Source organism: Streptomyces spinoverrucosus, from assembly GCF_006539505.1.
GTDB classification, from domain to species: domain Bacteria; phylum Actinomycetota; class Actinomycetes; order Streptomycetales; family Streptomycetaceae; genus Streptomyces; species Streptomyces spinoverrucosus.
Genome location: NZ_BJND01000079.1, coordinates 1 through 26,902, shown reverse-complemented (window position 1 = coordinate 26,902; position 26,902 = coordinate 1). Strand labels below are relative to the sequence as shown.

Below are 26,902 nucleotides of genomic sequence, written 5' to 3'. Positions count from 1 at the left end.
GAGCGGTGCAAGACGGGAAGCAACCGAGGAGCGTGCGGGTCGTCCTGCTCGCCCTGATGATCGCGATGATGCTCGCGATGCTCGACAACATGATCATCGGCACGGCGATGCCGACGATCGTCGGCGAACTGGGCGGTCTGGAACATCTGTCCTGGGTGGTGACGTCGTACACCCTTGCGACCGCGGCCTCCACCCCGATCTGGGGCAAGCTCGGTGACCTCTACGGGCGCAAGGGCGTCTTCCTCAGCTCGATCGTGCTCTTCCTGATCGGCTCAGTGCTCAGCGGCATGGCCCAGGACATGGGGCAGCTGATCGCGTTCCGGGCCGTGCAGGGACTGGGCGCCGGTGGGCTGATGGTCGGCGTGATGGCGATCATCGGTGACCTGATACCGCCCCGGGAGCGCGGCAAGTACCAGGGCATGATGGCCGGCGTCATGGCGCTGGCGATGATCGGCGGACCGCTGGTCGGCGGCACCATCACCGACCACTGGGGCTGGCGCTGGACCTTCTACATCAACCTGCCGCTCGGCGCGGTCGCGCTGGTCGCCATCAGCGCCGTACTGCACCTGCCGAAGAAGCGGTCCGAAGCCCGGATCGACTACCTGGGTGCCGCGCTGCTGACCGTCGGCATCACGGCGATCGTGCTCGTCACCACGTGGGGTGGCACGGAGTACGCCTGGACGTCCGCGGTGATCATGGAGCTGATCGGGATCGGTGTCGCCGCGCTGGTCGGGTTCGTGTTCTGGCAGACCCGCGCCGCCGAGCCGATCCTGCCGCTGCACATCTTCCGCAGCCTCAACTTCACGCTGATGTCCGTGATCGGGTTCATCGTCGGCTTCGTGATGTTCGGGGCGACCCTCTTCCTACCGCTGTACCAGCAGTCGGTGCAGGGCGCGTCCGCGACGAACTCCGGGCTGCTGCTTCTGCCGATGCTGGGCGCGATGCTCGTCACGTCGATGGTGGCCGGACGGGTGACCACGCAGACCGGGCGGTACAAGGTGTTCCCGCTGCTGGGCGGTGCGCTGCTGGTCGTCGGGCTGTATCTGCTGTCCCTGATGGACACGGAGACCTCGCGGCTGACCTCCGGTGTGTACATGGCCGTGGTCGGGCTCGGCATGGGCTGCCTGATGCAGATCACCATGCTGGTCGCGCAGAACAGCGTGGAGATGAAGGACATGGGTGTCGCGTCCTCCTCCACCACCCTGTTCCGCACCCTCGGCTCCTCCTTCGGCGTCGCCATCATGGGCGCGCTCTTCAACCACCGGGTCCAGGACGTCATGGCCGAGCGGGCCGGCGCGCTGGGCTCCCAGGTGACCGAACAGTCGGCCCAGCTGGATGCCGTGAGCCTGGCCAAGCTGCCGGAGGCGGCGCGGGAGGCGTACCAGCACGCGGTGTCCGCGGGGACGCACGGGGCGTTTCTGCTGGGCGCGGCGGTGGCGGTGGTGGCACTGATCGCGGCGGTGTTCGTGAAGGAGGTGCCGCTGAAGGGGGCGGGGCCGCAGAAGGGGGATGCGGGGGCAGCTGAGGCTCGGGCGCAGGTGAGCGAGGCGGTCTGAGCCGGGGCGGGTGCAGGTGAGCGGGGCGGTCTGATCCGGGGCGGGCGCAGGTGAGCGGGGCGGTCTGATCCCGGCGAGTCCACGGCACCGGCGTCGATGTCAGTGCCCCGTGTCACCATCGGCTCATGGACAAGATGCGCCAGCTGCGGCTGGCGAAGGACGCGATGGACCGCGACTGGGCCGACCCCGCACTCGACCTGGACGCGGTCGCCGCGCACGCCGGGTACTCGCGGTACCACTTCGTCCGCGCCTTCAAGGAGGCATACGGCGAGACACCCGGCCAGTACCTCACCCACCGCCGGATCGAGCGGGCGGAGGAACTGCTGCGCGCCGCCGACCTCACCGTCACGGAGATCTGCCACCTGGTCGGCTTCAGCAGCCTGGGCACCTTCTCGACCCGCTTCAAGACGCGCACCGGGCTGACGCCGAGCGAGTACCGCACGAAGCACGTCGGCAGCGGGGCGGCCCTGATACCCGGGTGCTACGCGATGCTGTGGGCCGGCGGCTTCCCGCGCCGCGCCCTCCCCGATCAGCACCGCAATTCTGGAGAAGCGCCCTGAGCCATGCCCTGCCTACGGTGGCGAACACAAGCCGTTACCGACGCAGGAGAGCAGAGCCATGATCACCGGCCTGGGCATCGCCACCGTATGGACCTTCGACCAGCAGCGCACCAAGGACTTCTTCACGGAGAAGCTGGGCTTCGAGGTGCGCAGCGAGGTCCCGATGGGCGACATGCGGTGGGTCACCGTCGGCGCCAAGGAGCAGCCGGACGTGGAGCTGGCCCTGATGAGCCTGGACGGGCCCGGTCTCGACGCCGAGTCCTCCGAGGCGCTGAAGAAGCTGGTCAGCAAGGGGGTCATCGGCGCGGGCGCGTTCCGGACGGACGACTGCCGGGGGGACTACGAGACGTTCCGGGCACGCGGGGTGGAGTTCCTCCAGGAGCCGCAGGAGCGGCCGTACGGCGTCGAGGCGATCTTCCGCGACGACAACGGCAACTGGTACTCGCTGACGGAGCGCAGCGAGGAGCTGGACTTCTCGAAGGACTTCGGCGTCTGAGCCGACCCCTGTGCGGCTCGGCAGCGCAGCTGAAGCGAACGCGGAGCGCTCAGTCCGCCAGCATCGGAAAGCTCCCCGTGTTCGTCGGTGCGTGCTCCGGCAGCCACAGGACGGCGACGGCGCCCTCGGCCGGTATGTGGTCGGCGGCGCCCGGGGGGCGGACGTTGCGGAAGGTCAGGCGGGCGCCCAGCACCCTCGCCTGGCCGGCCGCGATGGTCAGGCCCAGGCCGTGCCCGACACCGGCGCGGTCCTTGCTGCCGGTGCGGAACCGGCTCGGCCCCTCGGCCAGCAGGTCCTCGGGGAAACCCGGCCCGTGGTCGCGGACGCGGATGACCCGGCCCTCGACGGTGACCTCTATGGGCGGCCTGCCGTGCCGGGCGGCGTTGGCGAGCAGGTTGAACAGCACGCGCTCCAGGCGGCGCGGGTCGGTCGTCACCTCCGACTCGTGCACCACCTGCACGCCGACCTCCGCGTCCTTCGCCGCCACCCGCCGGGCGACGAACTCGCCCAGCATGATGTCCTGCAGCTCGGCCCGCTCGGAGGCCCCGTCCAGGCGCGCCACCTCCAGCACGTCCTCGACGAGCGTGCGCATCGCCTTCGCCCGGTCCAGCACCAGCTCGGTCGGGCGGCCCGGCGGCAGCAGCTCCGCGGCGGTCAGCAGCCCCGTCACCGGCGTGCGCAGCTCGTGCGCGATGTCGGCGGTGACCCGGCGCTCCGCCTCCAGCCGCTGCTGAAGCGTGTCCGCCATCGCGTCCACGGCCCGCGCCAGGTCGTCGGTCTCGTCCCGGACGACCCCGCCGATGGCCTCGCGCACCCGCACCTCCGGCTCACCCCGGGCGACCCGGTGCGCGGCGGACGCCGCCTTGCGCAGCCGGCGCGACAACTGCCCGCCGATGAGCACGCCGAGCGCGCTGCCGCCGAGGACCACCGCGATGGAGCCGATGACCAGGGCCTGGTCGAGGTCCTTGAGGATGTCCGTGCTGCGGTCGGTGAACCCGGTGTGCAGGGACAGCACATGCCCGTCCTTGAGCGGCACGGCCGCCCAGATGTCCGGCCCGCCACCCGGCCGGTCGGTCACGTACGTCGCCCGGCGCCCGGCCTCGACCTTCGCCCGCAGCGCGGACGGCAGGTGCGGGTCGTCGATCTTGATGTCGGGGAAGTTGGGCCGCCCGGACAGCTCATAGTTGCGCTGGGCGATCTGCACCCGCTCGTCGGCGAGGTCGCGCGCGTTGTCCAGCATCGAGACCCGGGCGGCGTTGTGCACGACCAGGCTGAGCACGATCGCGACCAGCGCGCCGACCAGCGTGATCGCCGCGCTGAGCTTCCATCTGAGTCCCGTACGGATGCCCGTACCCCGCACGCGCGCCCCGACCAGGCGCCGGATGATCCCCCGCATCGACGTGTCCCGCCCCGCCTCAGGGCTTCAGCTTGTAGCCGAAGCCGCGGACCGTCTCGATCCGGTCCTGACCGATCTTCGTACGCAGCCGCTGCACATGGACGTCGACGACCCGGGTGTCCCCGCCCCAGCCGTAGTCCCACACGCGCTCCAGCAGCTTGTCCCGGGACAGCACCGTGCCCGGCGCGGCGGAGAACTCCAGCAGCAGCCGCATCTCGGTCGGCGTGAGCGCCACCGGGCGGCCGGCCTTGCGCACCTCCATGCCCTCGGTGTCGACCTCAAGGTCGCCGAAGGTCAGCACGCCGCCGGCGGGCGCCGAACCGACGTCCTGGGTACGGTCACCACCGCTCGCGTGCCCGAACCGGCGCAGCACCGCCCGGATCCGGGCGACCAGCACGGCACCGTCGAACGGCTTGGTCACGTAGTCGTCGGCGCCCGCCTCCAGGCCGAGGACCACGTCGATCGAGTCGGCCCGCGCCGACAGCATGATCACCGGGACGGTCGACTCGTCGCGGATACGGCGGCACAGGCTGACCCCGTCGAGGCCCGGCACCATGACGTCCAGCAGGGCGATGTCCGGCCGGTTGGCCCGGAACGCCTCCAGCCCCGACAGCCCGTCGGGCATCGCGGTGACCGCGAAGCCGTCCCGCTCCAGGGCGAGCTGGGTGGCCTCGCGGATGACGTCGTCGTCCTCGACGAACAGGACGTGGGTCTGGTCTGCCATCCGTGCTCTCAGTTCGTATCCGTTGGGGTCCGTCGGATCGGTATTCGTCAGTTGCTCTCGGGCGCCACGGTCGGCTCGGCCCCGACGACCGTGCTGTAGTCGTTGCGCGTGCGGTACTCCTCGGTGAAGCGGCCCGCGGACCAGCGGTACGTGATCACGTTCTCGCCGGACGGGCTCGACACCGGGTCGCCCTTCTCGTACACCTGCTTGGTGACCACCAGGTCACCTCGGTCTATCTCGGCATAGACCGGCGGCTCCTCCGCCTTGAAGACATTCTGGTAGGAACCGCCCTCCTCGCGATACACATACGAGCCGATACCGACGACATCACTGCAGGTCACGACGTTGACGACGACATCCTCAACCGTCCCGCCGGTCAGATCGCCGTACGACAGGTCGACCGGGTACTCGTCGGCGACGCAGGGCTTCAGGTTGCGCTTGACCGCGGCCGAGACATGCGGATCGGACATCAGCAGCTTGACCGCGGCGGCCCGCGTCAGCGTCCTGGACTCGGGCACCGCGGAGGCCTGGGCGGCCGGGCTCGCCGCCGTGCTGGCCATCGCGTCGTCGTGCGCCGGACCCTCGTCCCGGGCACCGGTGCCGCCCGTTGCGCAGGCGGACAGCAAAAGGCTGAGGGCGGTGAGCACGGTCACCGCCGTGATCACCGCCTGCAAGGTGCCTCGGGCCGGGCTGGGCCCGGGCCCGGTGCCGACACCGGGCCTGTCGGTCAGGCCGCGCAACGCTCCCGCTCCTCACGCTCCAGCGCGCGTGCGTCCAGATCGCGGGCCTCCAGCTCCTCCCGGAGCCGGGCGAGCGCCCGGTGCAGCGTGCTCTTGACCGTTCCGGCCGACATGCCGAGGGCGGCGGCCGTCTCCTCCGTGGACATCTGCTCCCAGTGTCGCAGCACGACCACGCTGCGCTGCTTGGGGGCCAGCACCTTCATGACGTCCATCAGCAGGGCGCGGTCCGCGTGCTGCTCGGAGGAGTCCTCCACGCACGCCTCCGGGAGCTGCTCGGTGGGCACCTCCTCCAGCTTGCGGGCGCGCCACCACTCGGTCCGCGTGTTGATCATGACCCGGCGCAGATAGGCGTCCGCCAGCCGCTTGTCGGCTATGCCGTCCCAGCGGCCGTACGTCCGGGCCAGTGCCGTCTGGAGCAGGTCCTGGGCGTCGACCGGGTCCGGGACCAGCCGGCGGGCGCTGCGCAACAGCGCGTCCTGCCGAGTGCGCACGTACTCCTCGAACCCGAGCACCTCGGCCACCTCGCCCTGCTCCATGATCAACGCCTCCATCCCCGTTTTTCTGTCCCTGCGCCCCTCTGTCGGGCACAGAAATGAAGCTACGGAGGCGTTGTCACGGGGCTGTCCGAAGCAGCCTGCGGTGAACGCTCGGCTGTCCGTCGGTTGTGTAACGGAAGTAGGAAACAGTTAAAAGCGCAGCTCAGATGGGGTAGGTATGGGGTGATTTGCCTGCCGGAGGGCCGAGCGCAGCTGTGATCCGTCTGTGCGCCGGGCTGTGAGCCCGCTGTACGTCAGCTCAGCGGCAGCCGGTACAGGCCGCCCGGCAGCGGCTCCACCAGACCGTCGGCGACCAGGCCGTCCAGGGCCCGGGCGCGCTGCACCGGCTCGTGCCACACCCGGTCGAGCAGCGCCTGCGGGACAGGCGCGTGCGCCTCGCGCAGTACGGCGAGCAGCTTGCCGCGCACCTGACGGTCGGTACCGGCGTACGTCTGGCCGCGCCGCGGCGGGCCCTCGTGCTCCGGCTTGCCCGCCAGCCGCCACGCGCACTGCGCGGCGATCGGGCAGCGGTTGCAGCCCTCGTTCTTGGCCGTGCACACCAGCGCGCCCAGCTCCATCGACGCGGCGGCCCAGCGGGCGGCGATCCGCTCGTCGTCCGGGAGCAGGGCCCGCGCCAGCCTGCGCTCGGCGGCCGTCGTCGCGTTCGGCGGGTACTGCACGCCGATGACCGCGCGAGCGAACACCCGGCGCACGTTGGTGTCGAGCACGGCATGCCGCTGCCCGTACGCGAACGACGCCACGGCCGCCGCCGTGTACTCGCCGATGCCGGGCAGCGCGAGGAGCTGGGCGTGGTCGGTGGGTACGTCGCCGCCGTGGCGTTCCGTTATGGCGACGGCGGCGCCGTGCAGGCGCAGGGCGCGGCGCGGGTAGCCGAGCCGGCCCCAGGCGCGCACGGCCTCGCCGGGGGCCTCCTTGGCGAGGTCGGCGGGGCGCGGCCAGCGGGCCAGCCACTGCTCGTAGACGGGCAGCACGCGGTTGACCGGGGTCTGCTGGAGCATGAACTCGCTGACCATCACGCCCCACGCGCCGGCCTCCGGCCGCCGCCAGGGCAGGTCGCGCGCGTGCTCGTCGAACCAGGCGATGACGGGGGAATGGAGGTGCTCTCCGCGGATCTCTCCGCGCGGAGAGCCGGGGAGGGCCTCGGTGGGGCTGGTGTGCGGGGGCTTCGTGGGAGCAGTCATGGCAGTTCCGATCCTGCCATGTCGGGACGGATCGACCGTGCTGCTGCGAAGCGTTTCGCGGGGCGGCAGACCACGGCCACTTGTGCGAGCGGCGCGGTCCCGCAGGCTCTGCACGGTGCCCGGTGCACCCAACTGACGTACGTTCGCAGGACGTTTCCGGGATGATGATCCGGAAAAGTTGTGGCTCCAGGCGGCGGGTGGGGCCAGTGACGGCACCGATCTCTCGTACAGTTTGCGCCGTGGGATCTCTGCGCAATCCGGTCGGGCCGCTTCCCTCCTCCATCTACTGGCGACGGAGGGTCGTCCTGCTGTCCGTGGTCGCCCTGCTGGCCCTGCTGGTCACCTGGGTCGTGACGTCCGGTGGCGGCGGAAGCGGCACCGGCGCGAACGGCTCCGACGGCAAGAATCCCGCGCCCTCCATCACGCCGGGGCCGTCCGGTTCCGGGCCGGCGATCTCCGAAGCGCCGGGCGGGCGTGACGAGTCGGGCGACGAGGGTTCCGGCGGGAGCGGCGCCGGGGGCGGGTCCGGCGACGGTACGGGTGACAGTTCCGGTGCGGGTTCGAGTGCGGGGTCGGGTGACGACGGTGGGTCCGACGCCTCGGGTGGTGGCGGGTCCGGCAGTACGGCCGCGGGTGCCTCCGGGGGCGGTGTCGGTACGGGCGAAACGGTGCCGGCCGGGTCCTCGCTGCCCAACTGCACCGCGAACGCCGTGACGTTGACGCTGCGCAGTGTGCGCAACGCGTACTCACCGGACGAGACGCCCGCGTTCCGGCTGACCGCGAAGAACACCTCCGGCAGTGACTGCAAGGTCGATCTCGGGCCGAAGAGTGCGGTGCTGACGGTTACTCAGGCTGCGGGCGACGACACGTACTGGTCGTCTGCCGACTGCCCCAAGGGTGCGGGGAGCCTGCTGTACCGGGTGCCGGCGGGGAGCAGTATCACGTACACCGTGCAGTGGGACCGCAGGCCGAGTGCCCCGGAGTGCGGGACGCCTCCGGCGGGGGTGGCCGGGGCGGGGACGTATCTGCTGGAGGGGAAGACGGCGGGGTTCGGGACGTTGCGGACGTCGTTCGTGCTGGACGCGGATTAGCGCTCCGCGGGGAGGGCGGGTGCGTTGTGGTCATGTGCGGCGCCGTAGTGGCTGGTCGCGCAGTTCCCCGCGCCCCTTCAGGCGCTGCCCAGCCGTCGGCTCCAGACGTACCGCTCCAGGATCTCTAGACGTACCGCTCCAAGATCGACGACTCCGCCAACCGTGACAGGCCCTCCCGTACGCTGCGTGCCCGGGCCTCGCCCACGCCGTCCACCGTCTGGAGGTCGTCGACGCTCGCGGCGAGGAGTTTCTGCAGGCCGCCGAAGTGTTCCACCAGCCGGTCGATGATGGCGCCCGGCAGGCGCGGCACCTTGGCCAGCAGCCGGAAGCCGCGCGGTGAGACCGCGGAGTCGAGGGCTTCGGGGGAGCCGGTGTAGCCCAGTGCCCGGGCCACCGTCGGCAGTTCGAGCAGCTCGGCGTGGCTGAGGGCGTCCAGCTCGGCCAGCGCCTCGTCCACCGTGCGTGAGCGCTTGGCCGTGGGCTCGGGGACGTAGTCCCGGACGACCAGCTCGCGCTCGGGCTCCACGCCCGCGATCAACTCGTCCAGCTGGAGCGCGAGCAGCCGCCCGTCGGTGCCCAGCTCCACCACGTACTCGGCGATTTCGGTCGCGATCCGGCGCACCATCTCCAGCCGCTGCGCCACCGCCGAGACGTCCCGGACCGTCACCAGGTCCTCGATCTCCAGCGCGGACAGCGTGCCCGCGACCTCGTCGAGGCGGAGCTTGTAGCGCTCCAGGGTCGCGAGGGCCTGGTTGGCGCGGGACAGGATCGCCGCGGAGTCCTCCAGGACGCGGCGCTGGCCGTCGACGTAGAGGGCGATCAGCCGCATGGACTGGGAGACCGAGACCACCGGGAAGCCGACCTGCTTGCTGACCCGGTCGGCCGTGCGGTGCCGGGTGCCGGTCTCCTCGGTCGGGATCGTGGGGTCGGGGACCAGCTGGACGCCCGCCCGGAGGATCTTCGACAGGTCGGAGGAGAGCACGATGCCGCCGTCGAGCTTGCACAGCTCGCGCAGCCGGGTCGCCGTGAACTCGACATCCAGCACGAAACCGCCCGTGCACATGGCCTCGACGGTCTTGTCGGAGCCGAGCACGATCAGGCCGCCGGTGTTGCCGCGCAGGACCCGCTCAAGGCCGTCACGCAGGGGCGTACCAGGTGCCACGGCGCTCAGCGAGGCGCGCATCAGGCCATCGGAACCGGCACTCCCACCGGACTTTCCGGGAGCTGCTGCCCGGTCGTTGGCTGCCACTGCACTCCTCCGGTCGCAGGTTCTGGGGCGCTCCCGGATCCGCACTCTGTTCGTACGGACGGGCGAGACCAGGGCAAAGTCTACCGGCGGTCCTCCTCGTCCCGGGGGGCCTCTCGGCGACGGGAGCGGGGCAGCACCCTCAGGGCGTCCCCTATGTCCGCGACTTCCAGGACCTTCATACCGGCCGGGACCTTGCCCGGGTCGCCCGGTACGAGGGCGTGCGTGAAGCCCAGCCGGTGCGCCTCCGCGAGCCTGCGCTGCACGCCGGTGACCCGTCTGACCTCGCCCGCGAGGCCGACCTCGCCGATCGCGACGAGGTTCTTCGGCAGCGGGGTGTCGCTGGCGGCGGAGGCCAGGGCGAGGGCGACGGCGAGGTCGGCGGCCGGTTCGGAGAGCTTCACGCCGCCGACCGTCGCGGAGTAGATGTCCCGTTTGCCCAGGGCGCTGATCCGACCGCGCTGCTCCAGCACCGCCAGCATCATCGAGACGCGGGAGGTCTCCAGGCCGGACGTCGTACGGCGCGGGGAGGGGATCTGGGAGTCGACCGTGAGCGCCTGGACCTCGGCCACCAGGGGGCGGCGGCCCTCCAGGGTGACGGTCAGGCAGGTGCCGGGGACGGGCTCGGCGCGCCGGGTGAGGAACAGGCCGCTGGGGTCGGCGAGGCCGATGATGCCCTCGTCGTGCAGCTCGAAGCAGCCGACCTCGTCGGTCGTGCCGTACCGGTTCTTGACACCGCGTACGAGCCGCAGGCGTGCGTGCCGGTCGCCCTCGAAGTGCAGGACGACGTCGACGAGGTGCTCCAGGAGGCGGGGGCCCGCGATGGCGCCGTCCTTGGTGACATGGCCGACCAGGAGCGTGGACATGCCGCGTTCCTTCGAGGCGCGGATCAGGGCGCCGGCCACCTCGCGGACCTGGGCCATGCCGCCGGGGGCGCCGTCGATCTCCGGGGAGGCGACCGTCTGCACCGAGTCCATGATCAGCAGCGACGGCTTCACCGCGTCCAAGTGGCCGAGCACGGCGGCCAGATCCGTCTCGGCGGCGAGATAGAGGTGGTCGTCGATGGCGCCGATGCGGTCGGCGCGCAGCCGGACCTGGCTCGCCGACTCCTCGCCGGTCACATAGAGGGTGCGGTGCTCGTCGCTCGCCGACTTGGCCGCCACGTCCAGCAGCAGCGTCGACTTGCCGACGCCGGGCTCGCCCGCGACCAGCACCACCGCGCCGGGCACCAGGCCGCCGCCGAGTACCCGGTCCAGCTCGGGCACCCCGGTCGAACGGGCCGTCGCCTGCCGTCCGTCGACCTGCCCGATGGGCAGCGCGGACGTGGTGACGCGCCCCGGCGCCGTGGTCCGCACCGCGGGCGCGCCGTACTCCTCGATCGTCCCCCAGGCCTGGCACTCGGGGCACCGACCGAGCCATTTGGCCGTCTGCCAGCCGCATTCGGTGCAGCGGTAGGACGGGCGGTCCTTGGTGGTCTTCGTACGGGCAGCCATGGACGAAACCGTAGCCTCCGCCACTGACAGCCGGGACCGGCGCGTATGCCTCCTTCGCGCCCGGCCACGCGCCCGTACGCACCCCCGAACCGGCCGCCCGTCATGAACGAGCCATGGAATACAGGGTTCCTGTCCCCTTATGAGGGATCGTTTCACCCGTACGGATTAAAAGTGCTCATCAGGGCAGAAGCCGCAACCCCCCGCCGCCTACGGTCGCCGGGTGATGAGCAGCAGCCCGGACACCACGACCCGCACCACTGGCGCCCATCGTGCGCGCCGCGATGCGCGTGACCGCGCTGCGGCGCGCACATTGGTGCAACGGCCGCCCGCGCGCTACGAGCCGTATCTGGACGGACTGTTCACGTACTGCCTGTCCGTGCTGTGCGACCACGACGCGGCCACCGCCGCCCTGGGCGAGGTCCTCGCGCTCGCCGAGCGCCGCGGCCAGCGCGCTCCACAGGCCGCCGGTGACCGCCGGGCCTGGCTGTACGCGCTGGCCCGCTGGGCATGCCTGTGCAAGCTGGCCGAGGCCAAGCAGAAACGTCAGGCCACCCACGCGGCGGGCCGACCCGGCACCGAGCGAAAACGCGCCACGCGGTCCAATACGCCCCCCGTCTCCGAGGAGGTGCACGAGCAGCGCCGGCGCGAACTCGCCCTGCTCGCCTGGCCGGAGGCGGCAGGCACCACCCCCGAGCAGCGCGAGGCGCTCGAACTGGCCGTGCGCCACCACCTGGCCGCCCACGAGGTCGCCGCGGTCCTCGGCCTGGACCTCGCCGCCGCCCGCGACCTGCTCGCCTCCGCCGCCTGCGAGGTGGAACGCACGCGTGCGGCCCTCGCCGTCGTCGAGACCGGCGCCTGTCCGAGCGTCGCCCGCCTCACCGGCGACCACCAGCTGGTGCTCAGCACCGCCCTGCGCAAGGAACTGGTCCGGCACGTCGACGACTGCCCCCGCTGCCGCCGCACCGCCGAGCGCGCGCTTCCCGGCCGCTGGCCCGGCGCCGGCCCGACCCCCGCCCAGCTGCCCGTGCTGGAGGCCCCCCGCGCGGCCCTGCACATGGCCATGGCGCACCACCCACGCGCGCGGGGCACCGCCCCCCGCTTCGACCGGCGCGGCTTTCCGATGGACCCCAAGGACCGCGCCGCCCGCAGAGACCGCCTCCGCGCGCGTGCCGTCACCACCACCGTCGTCGCCACCGTGGTGGCCGCCCCCGTCCTCGCCCTGTGGTCCGCCTACCGGGGTGCGCCGATCACCGGTGAGGGCGGGGGCGGCCGCGGGGCCACCGCCAGCCGGGACGACGGCCCCGGCGCCCTCGGCGGCGAGGCGGCGGACGGCGGCTACGAGAACGCCGGCAACGCCAGCACCAGCCCCGGCGGTCGTTTCTCCCAGGGCAACAAGCCGGACGTGTCGGTGGAGGTCATCAGCGTCGCCGGAGCCGGTGAGAGGAGCGCGGGCCGGCTCCGGGTGACCGCGGGCACCACCGGCGACACCACCGTCATCACCCTCACCGCGTCCGGCCCCGCCCCCGTCCGCTGGTCCGCGAGCACGGCCGCCTCCTGGCTCTATCTCAGCCAGTCCTCGGGAACCCTCCGCCCCGGCGAGACGTTGACGATCAAGGTGTACGTCGACCAGCTGCGCGAGCCGTCCGGGTACTGGAGCGCACGGGTCGCGCTCGCACCCGTCGGCGCGGTCGTCTCCATCCAGGGGTACGGCAGCGCACCCACCCCGTCCGACCCCGGCCCCGCCCCTGACCCCCGGCCGAGCACCCCGGGCGACCCCAGTCAGCCGCCCCTGCCCGGCCCGGACCCGACGCCCACGACCCCGGCCCCGCCCGATCCCACACCGAGCACCCCGACCACACCGCCGCCCGACCCCGAGCCCACCCCCAGCGCCACCAACCCTTCCGACCCGGGAAGCCCGACACCGCCTCCCGGCGACGGCGGCGCCCCCGACCCCAGCACGTCCTAGATGTGCCGGCCGCCGCGTCAGTCCACCGGATCCGCCGGATGCGGTGCGAGCAGGGGCAGCTGCGACGCCAGCCGCTGCTCGCAGAGCTCGACCAGACGGTCGTACCCCGCCTTGCCCATCAGCTCGGTCAGCTCCGCCCGGTAGGAGACGTACACCGGCTCGCCCGCGCCGTGCGCCGAGGTCGCCGACGTGCACCACCAGTGCAGGTCGTGGCCGCCCGGACCCCAGCCCCGGCGGTCGTACTCACCGATCGAGATCTGCAGCACGCGCGTGTCGTCAGGCCGGTCGATCCAGTCGTAGGTGCGCCGGATCGGCAACTGCCAGCACACGTCCGGCTTGGTCTCCAGCGGCTCGCGGCCCTCCCGCACGGCGAGGATGTGCAGCGAGCAGCCCGCGCCGCCCGCGAAGCCGGGCCGGTTCTGGAAGATGCACGAGCCCTGGTAGGGCCGGGTCTGGCGGGAGCCCTCGTCGTCCTTCGAGACCCAGCCGTTCCGGGTGCCCTCGGAGTGGTTCTGCCAGATCTCCGGCGTGAGCCTCGCCACATGCTCGGCGACCCGCCGCTCGTCGTCCTCGTCGGAGAAGTGGGCGCCCAGGGTGCAGCACCCGTCGTCCGCGCGGCCCGCCTGGATGCCCTGGCAGCCGCTGCCGAAGATGCAGTTCCAGCGAGAGGTGAGCCATGTCAGATCGCAGCGGAACACCTGCTCGTCGTCCGCCGGATCCGGGAACTCCACCCACGCGCGCGGGAAGTCGAGGCCCTTCTCGTCGGCTGCCGGGACGGCCGGGGCCTGCTTCGACTTCTTCGGTGCTGTCGCCTGCGAAGAATCCCGGGCAGACCCCTTGGCCGATGTGGCCTTCTTGTCCGCCTTGTCGGTCTTCGCCTTTTTCGTCTTTGGCACCCGTCCAGGGTAAGTCGCCCGCGGCCGGTTCCGGGACCGCCTCGGGGACGGGGCACAGCGCGGCTGGCAGTAGCGTTCCGTACATGAGACTCGGTGTCCTCGACGTGGGAAGCAACACGGTGCATCTGCTGGTGGTGGACGCACACCCCGGCGCGCGCCCGCTGCCCGCGCACTCGCACAAGGCGGAACTGCGCCTCGCCCAACTCCTCGACGAGGCCGGTGCCATCGGCCCCGAGGGGGTCGACAAGCTGATCGCGGTCATCCATGACGCGCTCCAGGCTGCCGAGGACAAGGGCGTCGAGGAACTCCTGCCGTTCGCCACCTCCGCCGTGCGGGAGGCCACCAACGCCGACGACGTCCTCGCGCGCGTGCAGCAGGAAACCGGCGTCGCCCTCCAGGTCGTCACCGGCCCCGAGGAGGCCCGGCTCACCTTCCTCGCCGCCCGCCGCTGGTTCGGCTGGTCGGCGGGCAAGCTGCTCGTCCTGGACATCGGCGGCGGCTCCCTGGAGATCGCCTACGGCATCGACGAGGAACCCGACGCGGCCGTCTCGCTACCGCTCGGCGCCGGCCGGCTCACCTCCGGCTGGCTGCTCGCCGACCCGCCCGCTACCGACGACATACGCGCGCTGCGCCGCCACGTCCGCGCCGAGATCGCGCGCACGGTGGGCGAGTTCACCCGCTTCGGCGCCCCCGACCACGTGGTCGCCACCTCCAAGACCTTCAAGCAGCTCGCCCGCATCTGCGGCGCCGCCCGCTCCGCCGAGGGCCTCTACGTCCAGCGCGAACTCAAACGGCAGTCCCTGGAGTCCTGGGTACCGCGCCTGTCCGGCATGACCGCGGAGGAACGCGCCGACCTCCCCGGCGTCTCGGATGCCCGAGCGGGCCAGCTCCTCGCGGGCGCGCTGGTGGCGGAGGCGGCGATGGACCTGTTCGGCGTGGAGACGCTGGAGATCTGCCCGTGGGCACTGAGGGAGGGCATCATCCTGCGTCGCCTGGATCACATGGGGTCGGATGACGATCACATGGGGCAAGGATGAAACGAGCGGCTGGGCGTCGCCGGAAAGGGGGCGCGGGGAACTGCGCGACCAGCCCACGACAACCCGCTCCCGCCCACGGCGACAGAGACCAACGGTGAATAGGCGCACACCAACCCCGGCCCACCCCCCAGACCCACGTACCCTGTCTCCGTGGCAGAACCAGTCGTACGCATCCCGGATGCGAAGGTCGCCCTCTCGACGGCCTCCGTCTATCCGGAGTCGACGGCGACGGCCTTCGAGATCGCCGCACGCCTCGGGTACGACGGCGTAGAGGTCATGGTGTGGAACGAACCCGTCAGCCAGGACATCGAGGCCCTGCGCCGACTGAGCGACTTCCACCAGATCCCGATCCTCGCCGTACACGCCCCCTGCCTGCTCATCACGCAGCGCGTCTGGTCCACCGACCCCTGGGTCAAACTCCAGCGCGCCCGGGCGGCCGCCGAGAAGCTCGGCGCCGGCACCGTCGTCGTCCACCCCCCGTTCCGCTGGCAGCGCCAGTACGCGCGCGACTTCGTCGCCGGGATCTGGCGGATGGCGAACGAGACAGATGTGCGGTTCGCCGTCGAGAACATGTACCCCTGGCGCTACCGCGACCGCGAGATGCTCGCCTACGCCCCCGACTGGGACGTCACCAAGGACGACTACCGGCACTTCACGATCGATCTCAGCCACACCGCGACCGCCCGCACCGACGCCCTGCACATGATCGACCGCATGGGCGACCGCCTCGGCCACGTCCACCTCGCCGACGGCGGCGGTTCCAACAAGGACGAGCACCTGGTCCCCGGCCGCGGCACCCAGCCCTGCGCCGAGCTGCTGGAACGTCTCGCCCTCAGCGGTTTCGACGGCCATGTCGTCATCGAGGTCAACACCCGCCGTGCCATGTCCAGCGCCGAGCGCGAGGCCGACCTCGCCGAGGCTCTGGCCTTCACCCGGCTCCACCTGGCCTCCTCCGTGAAGGTGCCCCGGCGATGACCGGCGCGACCGCCCGCAGGCGCGGCAGGCCCCCGCGTACGGAGTCCGGCGACACCCGCGACCGCATCCTCGCCGCGGCCCGCGAGGAGTTCTCCGAGCGGGGCTACGAGAAGACGTCGGTACGCGGCATCGCCAAGGCGGCGGGCGTGGACTCGGCGCTGGTGCATCACTACTTCGGCACCAAGGAGCAGGTCTTCCAGGAGGCGCTGGAGGCGGTCTTCGCGCCCGCGCTGAAGGCACCGGACGTGATCTTCGAGGGGCCGGCCGAGGGGGTCGGCGAGCGGTTCGCCCGGTTCCTGTTCGGCATCTGGGAGAACCCCGTCACCCGGACCCCGCTGCTCGCCGTCGTACGGTCCGCCGTGACCAACGAGGTGGCGGCGTCCGTCTTCCGCCGCCTCGTCGCCGCCCAGCTGCTGCGCCGGGTCGCCTCGCAGCTCGGCCTGCCCGACGCCGAGCTGCGCGCCGAGCTGGCGGCCGCGCAGCTGGTCGGGGTGGCCATCATGCGGTACGTGATCAAGCTGGAGCCGCTCGCCTCGGCCGACGTCGAAGTGATCATCAAGCGCATCGCGCCGGTCGTACAAGGACACCTGACCGGTCCCTGACGGCCGTCAGACGACCCGCAGCGGACTCCCCTGAGACACGCATCCCGCATTCCGGACACCGTGTCCATCCCTTGGAGCACCGGCGTAGGCTCATAGCAGTCAGATTTCTCCGAAGGAGCGAGCGACGATGCCCGAGCTGAGGTCCCGCACAGTCACCCACGGACGCAATATGGCGGGCGCCCGCGCCCTTATGCGCGCCTCCGGTGTACCCGGTGCGGACATCGGCCGGAAGCCGATCATCGCGGTGGCGAACTCCTTCACCGAGTTCGTGCCCGGCCACACGCACCTCCAGCCCGTCGGCCGGATCGTCAGCGAGGCGATCCGGGAGGCTGGCGGCATCCCGCGCGAGTTCAACACGATCGCCGTCGACGACGGCATCGCGATGGGTCACGGCGGCATGCTCTACAGCCTGCCCTCCCGCGACCTGATCGCGGACAGCGTGGAGTACATGGTCGAGGCGCACTGCGCCGACGCCCTGGTCTGCATCTCCAACTGCGACAAGATCACCCCGGGCATGCTGAACGCGGCGCTCCGCCTCAACATCCCCACGGTCTTCGTCTCCGGCGGCCCGATGGAGTCCGGCCGCGCCACGCTGGTCGACGGCACGGTCCGCACCCTCGACCTGGTCGACGCGATCTCCGACGCAGTGAACGACAAGATCTCGGACGAGGACATCCTCCGTATCGAGGAGAACGCCTGTCCGACCTGCGGCTCCTGCTCCGGCATGTTCACCGCCAACTCGATGAACTGCCTGACCGAGGCCATCGGCCTCTCCCTGCCCGGCAACGGCTCGGTCCTGGCCACCCACACCGCGCGCAAGCGGCTCTACGTCGACGCCGCCCGCACGGTCATGGACATCACCCGGCGCTACTACGAGCAGGACGACGACACGGTCCTGCCCCGCTCCATCGCCACCTTCGCCGCCTTCGAGAACGCGATGGCCCTCGACATCGCGATGGGCGGCTCGACCAACACGATCTTGCACCTGCTGGCCGCCGCCCAGGAGGCGGAGGTCCCCTTCGGCCTGGAGCAGATCGACGCCGTCTCGCGCCGTGTGCCGTGCCTGGCGAAGGTCGCGCCGAACGTCGCCAAGGACCGCACGTACTACATGGAGGACGTGCACCGCGCCGGCGGCATCCCCGCCCTGCTGGGCGAACTGCACCGCGGGGGCCTGCTCAACGAGGACGTGCACGCCGTCCACAGCCCGTCGCTCGCCGACTGGCTCAAGACCTGGGACGTCCGCGGCGGCTCGCCCTCCGCCGAGGCCGTGGAACTGTGGCACGCGGCCCCGGGGTGTGTGAGGTCGGCTGAGGCCTTCTCCCAGTCCGAGCGCTGGGAGGCGCTGGACGAGGACGCCGAGGGCGGCTGCATCCGCTCCGTCGAACACGCGTACTCGAAGGACGGTGGCCTGGCGGTCCTCAAGGGCAACCTCGCCGTCGACGGCTGCGTGGTGAAGACCGCCGGTGTCGACGAGTCGATCTGGACCTTCGAGGGCCCCGCGGTCGTCTGCGAGTCGCAGGAGGAGGCCGTCGAGAAGATCCTCAACAAGCAGGTGACCGACGGCGACGTCGTCGTCATCCGGTACGAGGGCCCCAAGGGCGGCCCCGGTATGCAGGAGATGCTCTACCCGACGTCCTTCCTCAAGGGCCGCGGCCTCGGCAAGACCTGCGCGCTGATCACGGACGGCCGCTTCTCCGGCGGCACGTCGGGTCTGTCGATCGGCCACGCGTCCCCCGAGGCGGCGTCCGGCGGCACCATCGCCCTCGTCGAGGACGGCGACCGCATCCGCATCGACATCCCGAACCGCTCGGTCGAGCTGCTCGTCGACGAGGCGGAACTGGCGCGCCGGGAGCAGGCGTTGAATGGGGCGTACGCCCCCAAGAACCGTGACCGCAAGGTGTCCGCCGCCCTGCGCGCGTACGCCGCGATGGCGACCAGCGCGGACAAGGGCGCGGTGCGGGACGTGAGCAAGCTGGGCTGAGGGGCGTGAGTGAGGGGGGCCGCCTGTGAGGGCGGCCCCTTTCGCTACCCGGCGGGACTTCCCCAAGGGGCCTCGTCACCGGGGGACGCCCCGAGGCGTCTCACCACCCCGCCACACCGCCCCCGTCCACCGCGAACAACACCCCGTCCGGCGCCCCCGCGAACACCTTCCCGTCCCCCACCACCGGCAACGGCAACCCCGACACCACCGACCCCCGAGCCGCCCCCGGCCGCGCGTCCGTCTGCCCCAGCAACGCCCCCTTCACGGCGTCGACCGCGACGACCCGCCCGTCCCCGGCGCTGAAGTACAGCCGCTTCCCGGCCACGACCGGCGCCGACGGGAAACTCACGGACGTCTCCAGCCGCCACCGCTGCTCCGACGTACCGGTGTCCACCGCGGTCAGCGCCCCGTCCGCGCCCAGCAGATACACCGTCTCCTGCGCCACGACCGCCTGCGCCCCCGCCACCGGGAAGCGCAGGTCGATCCGGCGCTGGGTGCCCTGCGTGACGTCGTACCGCACGACGGCATCCGTGTCCGCGTACGCCGCGGACGTCGACGAGAACCACAGCACGCCCTCCCGCGCACCCACCAGGCTCAAAGCCCCCGCCAGCCGCCGCTGCCACCGCACCGCGCCGGTCTCCGGCTCCACGGCGGTGACGCGCGTCCCGGTGCCGTCCGCGGTCACGGCGTACGCGACCCGTCCGCCGTACGACTGGAACACCGGCTGGGTGAGCCCGCCGACCTTGTGCCGCCACTTGCGTTCGCCGGTGGCCGCGTCCAGCGCGGTGACCGTCGAGTCGGGGCCGGTGAGCAGGACGAACCCGCCGACGTGTGCGATCCGGCCGTCGTAGCGGGCGATGTCGTAGCTCCAGCGGGTCCGGCCGGTCGCCGGGTCGAGCGCGGCGAGCCGCCGGCTGCCCTCGGAGACGACGTGCAGCAGGCCGCCCGCGAGGACCGGCGGCTGTACGCTCCCGTCGGCGCGCTGGTCCGAGCCCGCCCGCGCCCACTTCACCTCGCCGTCGAGGGGATCGACGGCGGCGGCCAGGACGCCGGGGCGCGTGCAGTACAGCGCGCTGCCGCCGTACGTGCACTGCGGCATCCCGCTCGCCTCGACGCCCGGCGCGCTCAGCTCGACGTCCCAGGCCCGGAACCGCTGGGCCTGCACCTGCCCGGCGGGCGCCTCGGTCCCGTCGGTCCCGGCCAGCACGAGGGCCCCGGCCCCGAGCGCGAGCACGGCGGCCCCCGCGACGGCCGCCATCCACCGTCGCCTGGCCTTGCTCTTCGGCGGTACGTCCGTGCCGGCGGCGTCCGGGACAGCGGGCACCCGGCGCCGACGGTGGGTGGGCAGGTCGTCGCTGGGGCGCTCGCCGGGGGAGTTGCCGGGGCGTTCGCCGAGGGGTTCGAACAGCTGCTCGCCCGTGCGCTGTTCGGGGATGAAGGCCTGGGTGTCGTACGACGCCGACAGCGACCGCAGCTCCGCCATCAGCACGTCCGGGGTGGGCCGGTCCTCCGGCTCCTTGGCCAGACAACGGGCGACGAGCGGCGTGAGCTCCTGCGGCACGCCTGTCAAGTCCGCCTCTTCATGGACGACCTGATACGCCACCAAGTACGGGCTGTCGGAGTCGAACGGCCCGCTGCCCGTCGCCGCGTGCACGATGACCGACCCGAGCGCGAACACATCGGCGGCCGGTCCGACATCCCGCGGCCTGCGGAACTGCTCCGGCGCCATGAACGGCGGCGTGCCGATCAGCTTGCCGGTCTCGGTGCGCAGTTCGCTGTCCGAGGGCCGGGAAATGCCGAAGTCGATGACTTTCGGCCCGTCCTCGGCGAGCAGCACATTGCTGGGCTTGAGATCGCGGTGCACCACTCCGGCCCGATGGATGTCCCGCAACGCCTCCGCCAGCCCCGCCATCAACTGCCGCAGCCGGGCAGGAGGCAGGGCGCCATTCCGCTTCACATACGCGGAGAGGGTCGGCCCGGGGATGAACAGCGTCGCCATCCACGGCCGCTCGGCATCCGGATCGGCGTCGACGACCGGCGCGGTGAACGCACCGCTGACCCGCCGGGCCGCCCCGACCTCCTGCCGGAACCGCCCCCGGAACTCGGGATCCTGCGCGAACTCCGCGTGCACGACCTTCACGGCCAGCCGCAACCCCGAGGCCGACCGCGCCAGATGGACCACGCCCATGCCGCCGGACCCGAGCTGTGCCTCCAGCAGATACTGTCCGGCGTACTGCGGAGATTCCGCTTCCGCATTCGCACCGGTGCTGCGCCATGGCGGCATCTCTCACCCCCGGATGTCCGTCCGCACGCGCGACGCGCTGAGCCTAGTCGATGGTGCGTGCGAAACCCCTGTGGCTTGCTAGCCTCGGTGCGCCAGACATTTTTGGCGTGAACTGTTCACAGGCATCCAAACGGGGGAGGCCGACATGGCCACGGACAACATAGAGATCTCGGACGCGGGCGAGCAGGAGACGGCACCGACGGCGGAAGCGACTGTGACGGCGGAGGCCGCCGCGCCCCGAGTCCGCGCCTACCCGGTCGCCCCCGGCGTCCGGCTCAACGTCCGCAGCGGTCCCGGCACCAACTACCGCATCGTCCGCGTCCTGCCCGAGGGCACCACCGTCCCGATCTACTGCCAGCGCCCCGGCGAAACCGTCACCGGCCCCTACGGCACCACCCCCATCTGGGACTGCATCGCCAACTCCCAGTACGTCTCCGACGCCTACGTCAGGACCGGCAGCGACGGCTACGTCGCCCCGCGCTGCTCCTGACCACGACCTGGGGCCCGTCGCCCACCCGGGAGCCATAATCGACCCGTGAGCGACAACCAGAACGGCACCCCGGACCGGCCCACGGGCGGCGGGCCCCGCCCCGAACCCCTCCGCTTCTTCGGTACGACCTGGGTCGACCACGACCACGGCTACACCGCCCGCCGCATCGCCGCGTCCGTCGGCTCCCTCGCCGCGGCCGTCGCCGCCTGCCTGGTGCTCCGCTTCGCCTACGAGGGCATCCAGCTCGCCGAGACGGGCAGCTTCGTCCCGCTCCTGGTCGTCGTCATGTTCGCGGTCTGCAGCTCGCTCGCCTTCCGGCACACCTGGGAAGGCTTCACCAAGCGCCACGACCCCGACCGCCAGTCCGCCCTCCGCGGCCTCCTCGCCATCGGCTTCGTCGGCTCCCTCCTCGCCTACTTCGTCCGCTCCCTAGTCGAGGCCCCCGGCGAAAAACTCCACCGCGAGGAATACGAAACGGCCCTCCAGGACCACAAGAAACGCACCGCCCGCCGCACCGGCAACCCCGCAAAGAGGCGCCGCCGCGACTGAGGTGCCTTGGCCTGCCATCGCGGCGAGGCGGGCGACCCTGTCCTCCCCGCCCCACCCCGGCCACCATGTCCCCATGGCCACCTCAACGACGCCCCCGCCCCCCTCCCACCCCTCCCGCGCTCAATCCTTCAACGCCGTCGCAGCCCAGTACGCCGCGAACCGCCCCTCCTATCCGCCCGCCCTCTTCGACGCCATCGAGGAACTGGCGGGGCGCCCCCTCGCCGGTGCGCGTGTGGTGGACGTCGGCGCCGGTACCGGCATAGCCACCGCCCTGCTGCACGACCGGGGCGCCGACGTGGTGGCCGTCGAACCCGGCGACGGCATGTCCGCCCACTTCCGCCGCACCCGCCCCGGCATCCCGATCGTCCGAGGCAACGGCAACGCCCTCCCCCTCACCGACGCCTGCGCGGACTTCATCACCTACGCCCAGGCCTGGCACTGGACCGACCCTGCCCATTCGGTGCCGGAGGCGCTCCGAGTGCTGCGCCCGGGCGGTGCGCTGGCGCTGTGGTGGAACACCAGCGCCCTCGACGTGCCGTGGATCGACGAGCAGCAGCTGCGGATCGAGCAGCACTTCGATGTCGACGCCGCCCGTTGGAAGAAGGACGCGAGCGACTCCCACGTGGCCGACCCCTCCGGCCGCCTCGACTTCGCGCACCGCCGGGTCCGCTGGAGCCGCCGCGTCCCGGTCGACACGCACCTGGCCAACATCGGCAGCCACTCGGCCTTCCTGGTCCGGGGCGAGGAGTACAGCCGCGCCTTCCTGACCGAGGAGCGGGCCCGCCTGCTCGCCGTCTTCCCGGACGGGATCGTGGAGGAGGCCTACGACGTGGAGCTCCTGGTCGCCACCGCCCCCTGACCCCACCTCACGGCGGGTCAGCCGCTCTCACCTCCAGTCCCCTCCCGACGCCCCTTCTCCAGGGCCACCGCCGCGCCCGCGTGGGGGCGAATCACAGCAACCGAACCCCGCGCCCGCCTCACCACCCCCACCCCTGCGCCGCCAAGCGCCCGAACTTGACGCCACCCACCCCCAGGAGCATTATTCATCGCATGATGAATTACTCGGCCGGCCCACCCCACCCCACGGCCAGCCAAACCACCCCCGGAACCACCCACACCCCCGCCATCCGCGCCGAAGACCTCACCGTCGTCCGCGGCCCCCGCACAGTCCTGCGCGCACTGAACTTCAACGTCCCGCGCGGCCAGATCACCGGCCTCCTCGGCCCCTCCGGCTGCGGCAAGTCCACCCTCATGCGCGCCATCGTCGGCACCCAGGCAAAAGTCACCGGCACCCTCGACGTCCTCGGCCGCCCCGCCGGCCACCGCACCCTGCGCACCCGCATCGGCTACGTCACCCAGGCCCCCTCCGTCTACGACGACCTCACCGTCCGTCAGAACCTCGACTACTTCGCCGCGATACTCGACCCCGGCCGCACGGCCACCGACCGCCGCCACGACGTCGACCGCGTCCTCACCGACGTCGACCTCAACAGCCACGCCGACGCCCTCGCCGGCAACCTCTCCGGCGGCCAGCGCAGCCGCGTCTCCCTCGCGGTCGCCCTCCTCGGCACCCCCGAACTACTGGTCCTCGACGAACCCACCGTCGGCCTCGACCCCGTCCTCCGCCGCGACCTGTGGAACCTCTTCCACGCCATCGCCGCCGACCGCGGCGCCACCCTCCTCATCTCCTCCCACGTCATGGACGAGGCCGAGCGCTGCCACCGCCTCCTCCTCATGCGCGAGGGCGAGATCCTCGCCGACGACACCCCGGACGCCCTGCGCGCCCGCACCGGCGCCGACACGGTCGAAGCCGCGTTCCTGCACCTCGTGGACGAGGCGAGCGCCGCGGCCCGCAACAAGGAGACGACCCGATGACCACGACCACGGCCACGGCGACCGCCCCCGCCCCCACCAGCGCCCTCAACGCATCCCGCACCACCGCGACCGCCGCCCGGGTCCTGCGCCAACTCGCCCACGACCCGCGCACGATCGCTCTGCTGCTCCTCATCCCCTGCCTGATGCTGATCCTGCTGCGCTACGTCTTCGACGGCAGCCCGCGCACCTTCGACAACATCGGCGCGTCCCTGCTGGGCATCTTCCCGCTGATCACGATGTTCCTGGTGACGTCCATCGCCACCCTGCGCGAACGCACCTCGGGCACCCTCGAACGCCTCCTCGCCATGCCCCTCGGCAAGGGCGACGTGATCGCCGGCTACGCCCTCGCCTTCGGCACACTCGCGATCATCCAGTCCGCCCTCGCCACGGGTCTCGCTCTCTGGCTCCTCGGCCTCGACGTCACCGGCTCCCCCTGGCTGCTTCTGCTGGTGGCCCTGCTCGATGCGCTCCTCGGCACAGCTCTCGGTCTCTTCGTCTCGGCCTTCGCGGCCTCGGAATTCCAGGCGGTCCAGTTCATGCCGGCAGTGATCTTCCCCCAGCTCCTCCTCTGCGGCCTCTTCACCCCGCGCGACAACATGCACCCCGTCCTTGAGGCCATCTCCAACGTCCTCCCCATGTCCTACGCCGTCGACGGCATGAACGAAGTCCTCAAGCACACCGACATGACGGCCAACTTCATCCGCGACGCCCTGATCGTCGCGGGCTGCGCCCTGCTCGTCCTCACCCTCGGCGCGGCGACGCTACGACGCCGAACCCCATGACCCACCGGGCGCGCACATTCCGCCCACCGGACAAGCGAGCCCGTTCCTTGCACCCGGTGCGAGGATGAATCCGGACGACGCAACCCCCGGAGGGCCCCGCACCATGACCCAGAAAGTCGCAGTCCTCGGCACCGGCAAGATCGGCGAAGCCCTGCTCAGCGGAATGATCCGCGCCGGCTGGACCCCCGCCGATCTCCTGGTCACCGCCCGCCGCCCGGAGCGGGCCGAGGAACTCCGCACCCGCTACGGAGTCACCCCGGTCACCAACCCGGAAGCCGCGAAGACCGCCGACACCCTGATCCTCACGGTCAAACCGCAGGACATGGGCACCCTCCTCGACGAACTCGCCCCTCACGTCCCCGCCGACCGCCTGGTCATCAGCGGCATGGCAGGCATCACGACCGCCTCCCTCGAAGCGCGCCTCGCCGCCGGCACCCCGGTCGTCCGCGTCATGACGAACACCCCCGCCCTCGTCGACGAGGCCATGTCCGTCATCTCCGCCGGCACCCACGCCAGCGAAGCCGACCTCGCCCACGCCGAGGAGATCTTCGGCGCCGTCGGCAAGACGCTCCGCGTCCCCGAGTCCCAGCAGGACGCCTGCACGGCCCTCTCCGGCTCCGGCCCGGCGTACTTCTTCTACCTGGTCGAAGCCATGACCGACGCCGGCATCCTGCTCGGCCTGCCCCGCGACAAGGCCCACGACCTCATCGTCCAGTCCGCGATCGGCGCGGCCACGATGCTCCGCGACAGCGGCGAACACCCGGTCAAGCTCCGCGAGAACGTCACGTCCCCCGCCGGCACCACCATCAACGCCATCCGCGAACTCGAGAACCACGGCGTACGAGCCGCACTCATCGCCGCCCTCGAAGCCGCCCGCGACCGCAGCCGCGAACTGGCCTCCGGCAACGGCAAGTGACGCCCGGCCGCCCCTGCCCAGGGGCGGCCCAAGCCCAGCCCCCTACGCAGTCACCCCGATATCGGCAGCCGCAGCCGCCGGCAACAACCCGATCGCCCGATACGCCGCATCCACGGTCGGCCGGGCCATCGCCCGAGCCCGCTCCGCACCATCACGCAGCACCCCCTCCACATAGCCAGGATCCGCACACAGCTCCCGATGCCTCTCCTGCACGGGCCTCAAGACCTCGACCACGGCCTCCGCGGTGTCCTTCTTCAAGGCGCCGTACGACTCATATACACCGCTCAGGCCCGATGGGTTCCCACCCGTGCACGCCGCCAGAATCTCCAGCAGATTCGCGACCCCGGGCCGCCCGTCCCGGTCGTACACGACCTCCCGCCCACTGTCGGTAACGGCCCGCATGACCTTCCTGCGCACCACATCCGGCTCATCGAGCACATAGACGATCCCGGGCCCGGAATCGTCGCTCTTGCCCATCTTCGACGTCGGATCCTGCAGGTTCATCACCCGCGCCGCGACCTGCGGAGGCGTGGCCCGAGGCACCACGAACGTATGCCCGTACCGCTGGTTGAACCGCACCGCCAGATCCCGCGCGAGCTCGACATGCTGCGTCTGGTCATCCCCCACCGGCACCTCATCGGTCCCGTACGCCAGGATGTCCGCCGCCATCAGCACGGGATACGTCAGCAGCGACAGCCGCACGCTCCCACCCCGTGCCCGCTCCCGCGCGGCCTTCTCCTTGTACTGGATCATCCGCCGCATCTCGCCGTCGGTCGCCACGCACTCCAGCAGGTACGACAGCCGCGCGTGCTCATCGACGTGACTCTGTACGAAGACGGTGCACCGCTCCGGATCCAGCCCCGCCGCCAGCAACAACGTCGCCGCCTGCCGACTCAGCCGACGCACCCGCGCCGGATCGTGCTCCACGGTCAGCGCATGCAGATCGACGATGCAGAACAACGCGTCCGCCTGGTGCTGGTCCACCTCCACCCACCGCCGCATGGCCCCGAGGTAGTTCCCCAGCGTCAGATGGCCGGTCGGCTTGACCCCACTGAAGACTCGCGTCATCTCTTCTCCACCTCTTGGTCGAGGCCGCCGTCCCCGGCCGGCCGACCCTCTGGAGCTCTGGAGGGAGATACGAGAACGGCCGCCGAGGCGGCGGCCGTTGAGTGCATACGTGAGTACGGCCGCCGTCAGGCGGCCCACCACAGCTGGGTACACGTACGCGTAGTCACGTCCCCCAGAGTACGCCTCCCGGGTGCGGTCGGGGACCCGAGTTGACACGTCCCAGGCAGGTACGTAGTGTTCTCCGGGTTGTCCGACGTGAGCGCCGACTCCGGTCGGTCCCCGGACAGCCATTCCGTGAGTACCAACCACTCCCGACGAGCAGTCGATCCGTCGCTCTGTTGTCGTGTCATTGGTATGCGTATTTGTGGAATGAGGAATCCGCGTTCGAAAGGACGCAGCCCCCGATTAGCTCGGGAGCGAGGAATCCGCTAAAGTCTCACT

Annotated in this window: 25 protein-coding genes; 15 read left to right on the top strand and 10 right to left on the bottom strand. The window is 71.6% G+C overall.

Annotated features, from left to right (window positions below):
• Positions 1 to 5 precede the first annotated feature (5 nt).
• The 3 genes from SSP24_RS36840 (at position 6) to SSP24_RS36830 (ending at position 2,612) form a co-directional block, all read left to right on the top strand.
• Positions 6 to 1,556 (top strand): MDR family MFS transporter, encoded by a 1,551-nt coding sequence (locus SSP24_RS36840; protein WP_141314669.1) that lies wholly within the window; start codon positions 6 to 8, stop codon positions 1,554 to 1,556.
• Between the two features lie 125 nt (positions 1,557 to 1,681).
• Complete coding sequence (locus SSP24_RS36835) at positions 1,682 to 2,116, top strand: helix-turn-helix transcriptional regulator (RefSeq protein WP_373306766.1); 435 nt, start codon at positions 1,682 to 1,684, stop codon at positions 2,114 to 2,116.
• Between the two features lie 58 nt (positions 2,117 to 2,174).
• Entirely contained in the window at positions 2,175 to 2,612 is a 438-nt protein-coding gene (locus SSP24_RS36830) for a VOC family protein (protein ID WP_141314667.1), read from the top strand.
• A gap of 49 nt (positions 2,613 to 2,661) precedes the next feature.
• On the opposite strand, the gene cseC is transcribed toward SSP24_RS36830, so the two are convergent.
• From cseC to SSP24_RS36805, 5 genes are all read right to left on the bottom strand, one after another.
• Complete coding sequence (gene cseC / locus SSP24_RS36825; RefSeq protein WP_141314665.1) at positions 2,662 to 4,008, bottom strand: two-component system sensor histidine kinase CseC; 1,347 nt, start codon at positions 4,006 to 4,008, stop codon at positions 2,662 to 2,664.
• Positions 4,009 to 4,027: 19 nt separating this feature from the next.
• Positions 4,028 to 4,732 carry a two-component system response regulator CseB gene (gene cseB, locus SSP24_RS36820; RefSeq protein WP_141314663.1) on the bottom strand — a complete coding sequence of 235 codons (705 nt, stop codon included), beginning with the start codon at positions 4,730 to 4,732 and terminating at the stop codon, positions 4,028 to 4,030.
• A 47-nt stretch (positions 4,733 to 4,779) separates the two neighbouring features.
• Entirely contained in the window at positions 4,780 to 5,472 is a 693-nt protein-coding gene (locus SSP24_RS36815; RefSeq protein ID WP_141314661.1) for a hypothetical protein, read from the bottom strand.
• On the bottom strand, positions 5,460 to 6,008 hold the full coding sequence (locus tag SSP24_RS36810; protein WP_141314660.1) for a SigE family RNA polymerase sigma factor: 549 nt from the start codon (positions 6,006 to 6,008) through the stop codon (positions 5,460 to 5,462). The genes SSP24_RS36815 and SSP24_RS36810 overlap by 13 nt, the downstream gene beginning before the upstream one ends.
• A 254-nt stretch (positions 6,009 to 6,262) precedes the next feature.
• Positions 6,263 to 7,210: an HhH-GPD family protein gene (locus tag SSP24_RS36805; RefSeq protein ID WP_141314658.1), complete on the bottom strand. Its 948-nt coding sequence runs from the start codon at positions 7,208 to 7,210 to the stop codon at positions 6,263 to 6,265.
• A gap of 239 nt (positions 7,211 to 7,449) precedes the next feature.
• Here SSP24_RS36805 and SSP24_RS36800 point away from each other — a divergent pair, with 239 nt between their 5' ends.
• Entirely contained in the window at positions 7,450 to 8,301 is an 852-nt protein-coding gene (locus SSP24_RS36800; protein ID WP_141314656.1) for a hypothetical protein, read from the top strand.
• 124 nt (positions 8,302 to 8,425) lie between these two features.
• Here the strand turns inward: SSP24_RS36800 and disA are convergent, their stop codons facing one another.
• Positions 8,426 to 9,550, bottom strand: coding sequence for a DNA integrity scanning diadenylate cyclase DisA (disA, locus tag SSP24_RS36795; protein WP_141314654.1), 1,125 nt, complete (start codon positions 9,548 to 9,550; stop codon positions 8,426 to 8,428).
• An 80-nt stretch (positions 9,551 to 9,630) separates the two neighbouring features.
• Positions 9,631 to 11,040 (bottom strand): DNA repair protein RadA, encoded by a 1,410-nt coding sequence (gene radA / locus SSP24_RS36790; protein ID WP_141314652.1) that lies wholly within the window; start codon positions 11,038 to 11,040, stop codon positions 9,631 to 9,633.
• A 220-nt stretch (positions 11,041 to 11,260) separates the two neighbouring features.
• On the opposite strand from radA, the gene SSP24_RS36785 reads away from it, so the two are divergent.
• On the top strand, positions 11,261 to 13,006 hold the full coding sequence (locus tag SSP24_RS36785) for a BACON domain-containing protein (RefSeq protein WP_141314650.1): 1,746 nt from the start codon (positions 11,261 to 11,263) through the stop codon (positions 13,004 to 13,006).
• A 17-nt stretch (positions 13,007 to 13,023) separates the two neighbouring features.
• Here the strand turns inward: SSP24_RS36785 and SSP24_RS36780 are convergent, their stop codons facing one another.
• Positions 13,024 to 13,902, bottom strand: coding sequence for a DUF3109 family protein (locus SSP24_RS36780; RefSeq protein ID WP_141314648.1), 879 nt, complete (start codon positions 13,900 to 13,902; stop codon positions 13,024 to 13,026).
• Positions 13,903 to 13,985: 83 nt separating this feature from the next.
• Between SSP24_RS36780 and SSP24_RS36775 the strand changes: the two genes are divergently transcribed.
• The 4 genes from SSP24_RS36775 (at position 13,986) to ilvD (ending at position 18,497) form a co-directional block, all read left to right on the top strand.
• Entirely contained in the window at positions 13,986 to 14,939 is a 954-nt protein-coding gene (locus SSP24_RS36775; RefSeq protein ID WP_141314646.1) for a Ppx/GppA family phosphatase, read from the top strand.
• A gap of 150 nt (positions 14,940 to 15,089) precedes the next feature.
• Positions 15,090 to 15,914 (top strand): sugar phosphate isomerase/epimerase family protein, encoded by an 825-nt coding sequence (locus tag SSP24_RS36770; RefSeq protein ID WP_141314643.1) that lies wholly within the window; start codon positions 15,090 to 15,092, stop codon positions 15,912 to 15,914.
• Entirely contained in the window at positions 15,911 to 16,516 is a 606-nt protein-coding gene (locus tag SSP24_RS36765; RefSeq protein WP_141314641.1) for a TetR/AcrR family transcriptional regulator, read from the top strand. Before SSP24_RS36770 ends, SSP24_RS36765 begins: the two co-directional genes overlap by 4 nt.
• A gap of 127 nt (positions 16,517 to 16,643) precedes the next feature.
• Positions 16,644 to 18,497 (top strand): dihydroxy-acid dehydratase, encoded by a 1,854-nt coding sequence (gene ilvD, locus SSP24_RS36760; protein WP_141314639.1) that lies wholly within the window; start codon positions 16,644 to 16,646, stop codon positions 18,495 to 18,497.
• 100 nt (positions 18,498 to 18,597) lie between these two features.
• Here the strand turns inward: ilvD and SSP24_RS36755 are convergent, their stop codons facing one another.
• Complete coding sequence (locus SSP24_RS36755) at positions 18,598 to 20,781, bottom strand: serine/threonine-protein kinase (protein ID WP_141314637.1); 2,184 nt, start codon at positions 20,779 to 20,781, stop codon at positions 18,598 to 18,600.
• A 145-nt stretch (positions 20,782 to 20,926) separates the two neighbouring features.
• Here SSP24_RS36755 and SSP24_RS36750 point away from each other — a divergent pair, with 145 nt between their 5' ends.
• The 6 genes from SSP24_RS36750 (at position 20,927) to proC (ending at position 25,393) form a co-directional block, all read left to right on the top strand.
• Positions 20,927 to 21,271 carry an SH3 domain-containing protein gene (locus SSP24_RS36750; RefSeq protein WP_141314634.1) on the top strand — a complete coding sequence of 115 codons (345 nt, stop codon included), beginning with the start codon at positions 20,927 to 20,929 and terminating at the stop codon, positions 21,269 to 21,271.
• A gap of 45 nt (positions 21,272 to 21,316) precedes the next feature.
• Positions 21,317 to 21,820, top strand: coding sequence for an EamA/RhaT family transporter (locus SSP24_RS36745; RefSeq protein ID WP_141314632.1), 504 nt, complete (start codon positions 21,317 to 21,319; stop codon positions 21,818 to 21,820).
• A 73-nt stretch (positions 21,821 to 21,893) separates the two neighbouring features.
• Entirely contained in the window at positions 21,894 to 22,679 is a 786-nt protein-coding gene (locus tag SSP24_RS36740; protein WP_141314630.1) for a class I SAM-dependent methyltransferase, read from the top strand.
• Between the two features lie 191 nt (positions 22,680 to 22,870).
• Complete coding sequence (locus SSP24_RS36735; protein WP_141314628.1) at positions 22,871 to 23,695, top strand: ABC transporter ATP-binding protein; 825 nt, start codon at positions 22,871 to 22,873, stop codon at positions 23,693 to 23,695.
• On the top strand, positions 23,692 to 24,477 hold the full coding sequence (locus tag SSP24_RS36730) for an ABC transporter permease (protein ID WP_141314627.1): 786 nt from the start codon (positions 23,692 to 23,694) through the stop codon (positions 24,475 to 24,477). Before SSP24_RS36735 ends, SSP24_RS36730 begins: the two co-directional genes overlap by 4 nt.
• Positions 24,478 to 24,580: 103 nt before the next feature.
• Positions 24,581 to 25,393, top strand: a complete 813-nt coding sequence (proC, locus tag SSP24_RS36725) for a pyrroline-5-carboxylate reductase (RefSeq protein ID WP_141314625.1) — start codon at positions 24,581 to 24,583, stop codon at positions 25,391 to 25,393.
• 42 nt (positions 25,394 to 25,435) lie between these two features.
• Here the strand turns inward: proC and trpS are convergent, their stop codons facing one another.
• The gene (trpS, locus tag SSP24_RS36720; protein ID WP_141314691.1) at positions 25,436 to 26,461 is read right to left on the bottom strand and encodes a tryptophan--tRNA ligase; all 1,026 of its coding nucleotides are present in this window, start codon (positions 26,459 to 26,461) and stop codon (positions 25,436 to 25,438) included.
• Between the last annotated feature and the right edge of the window lie 441 nt (positions 26,462 to 26,902).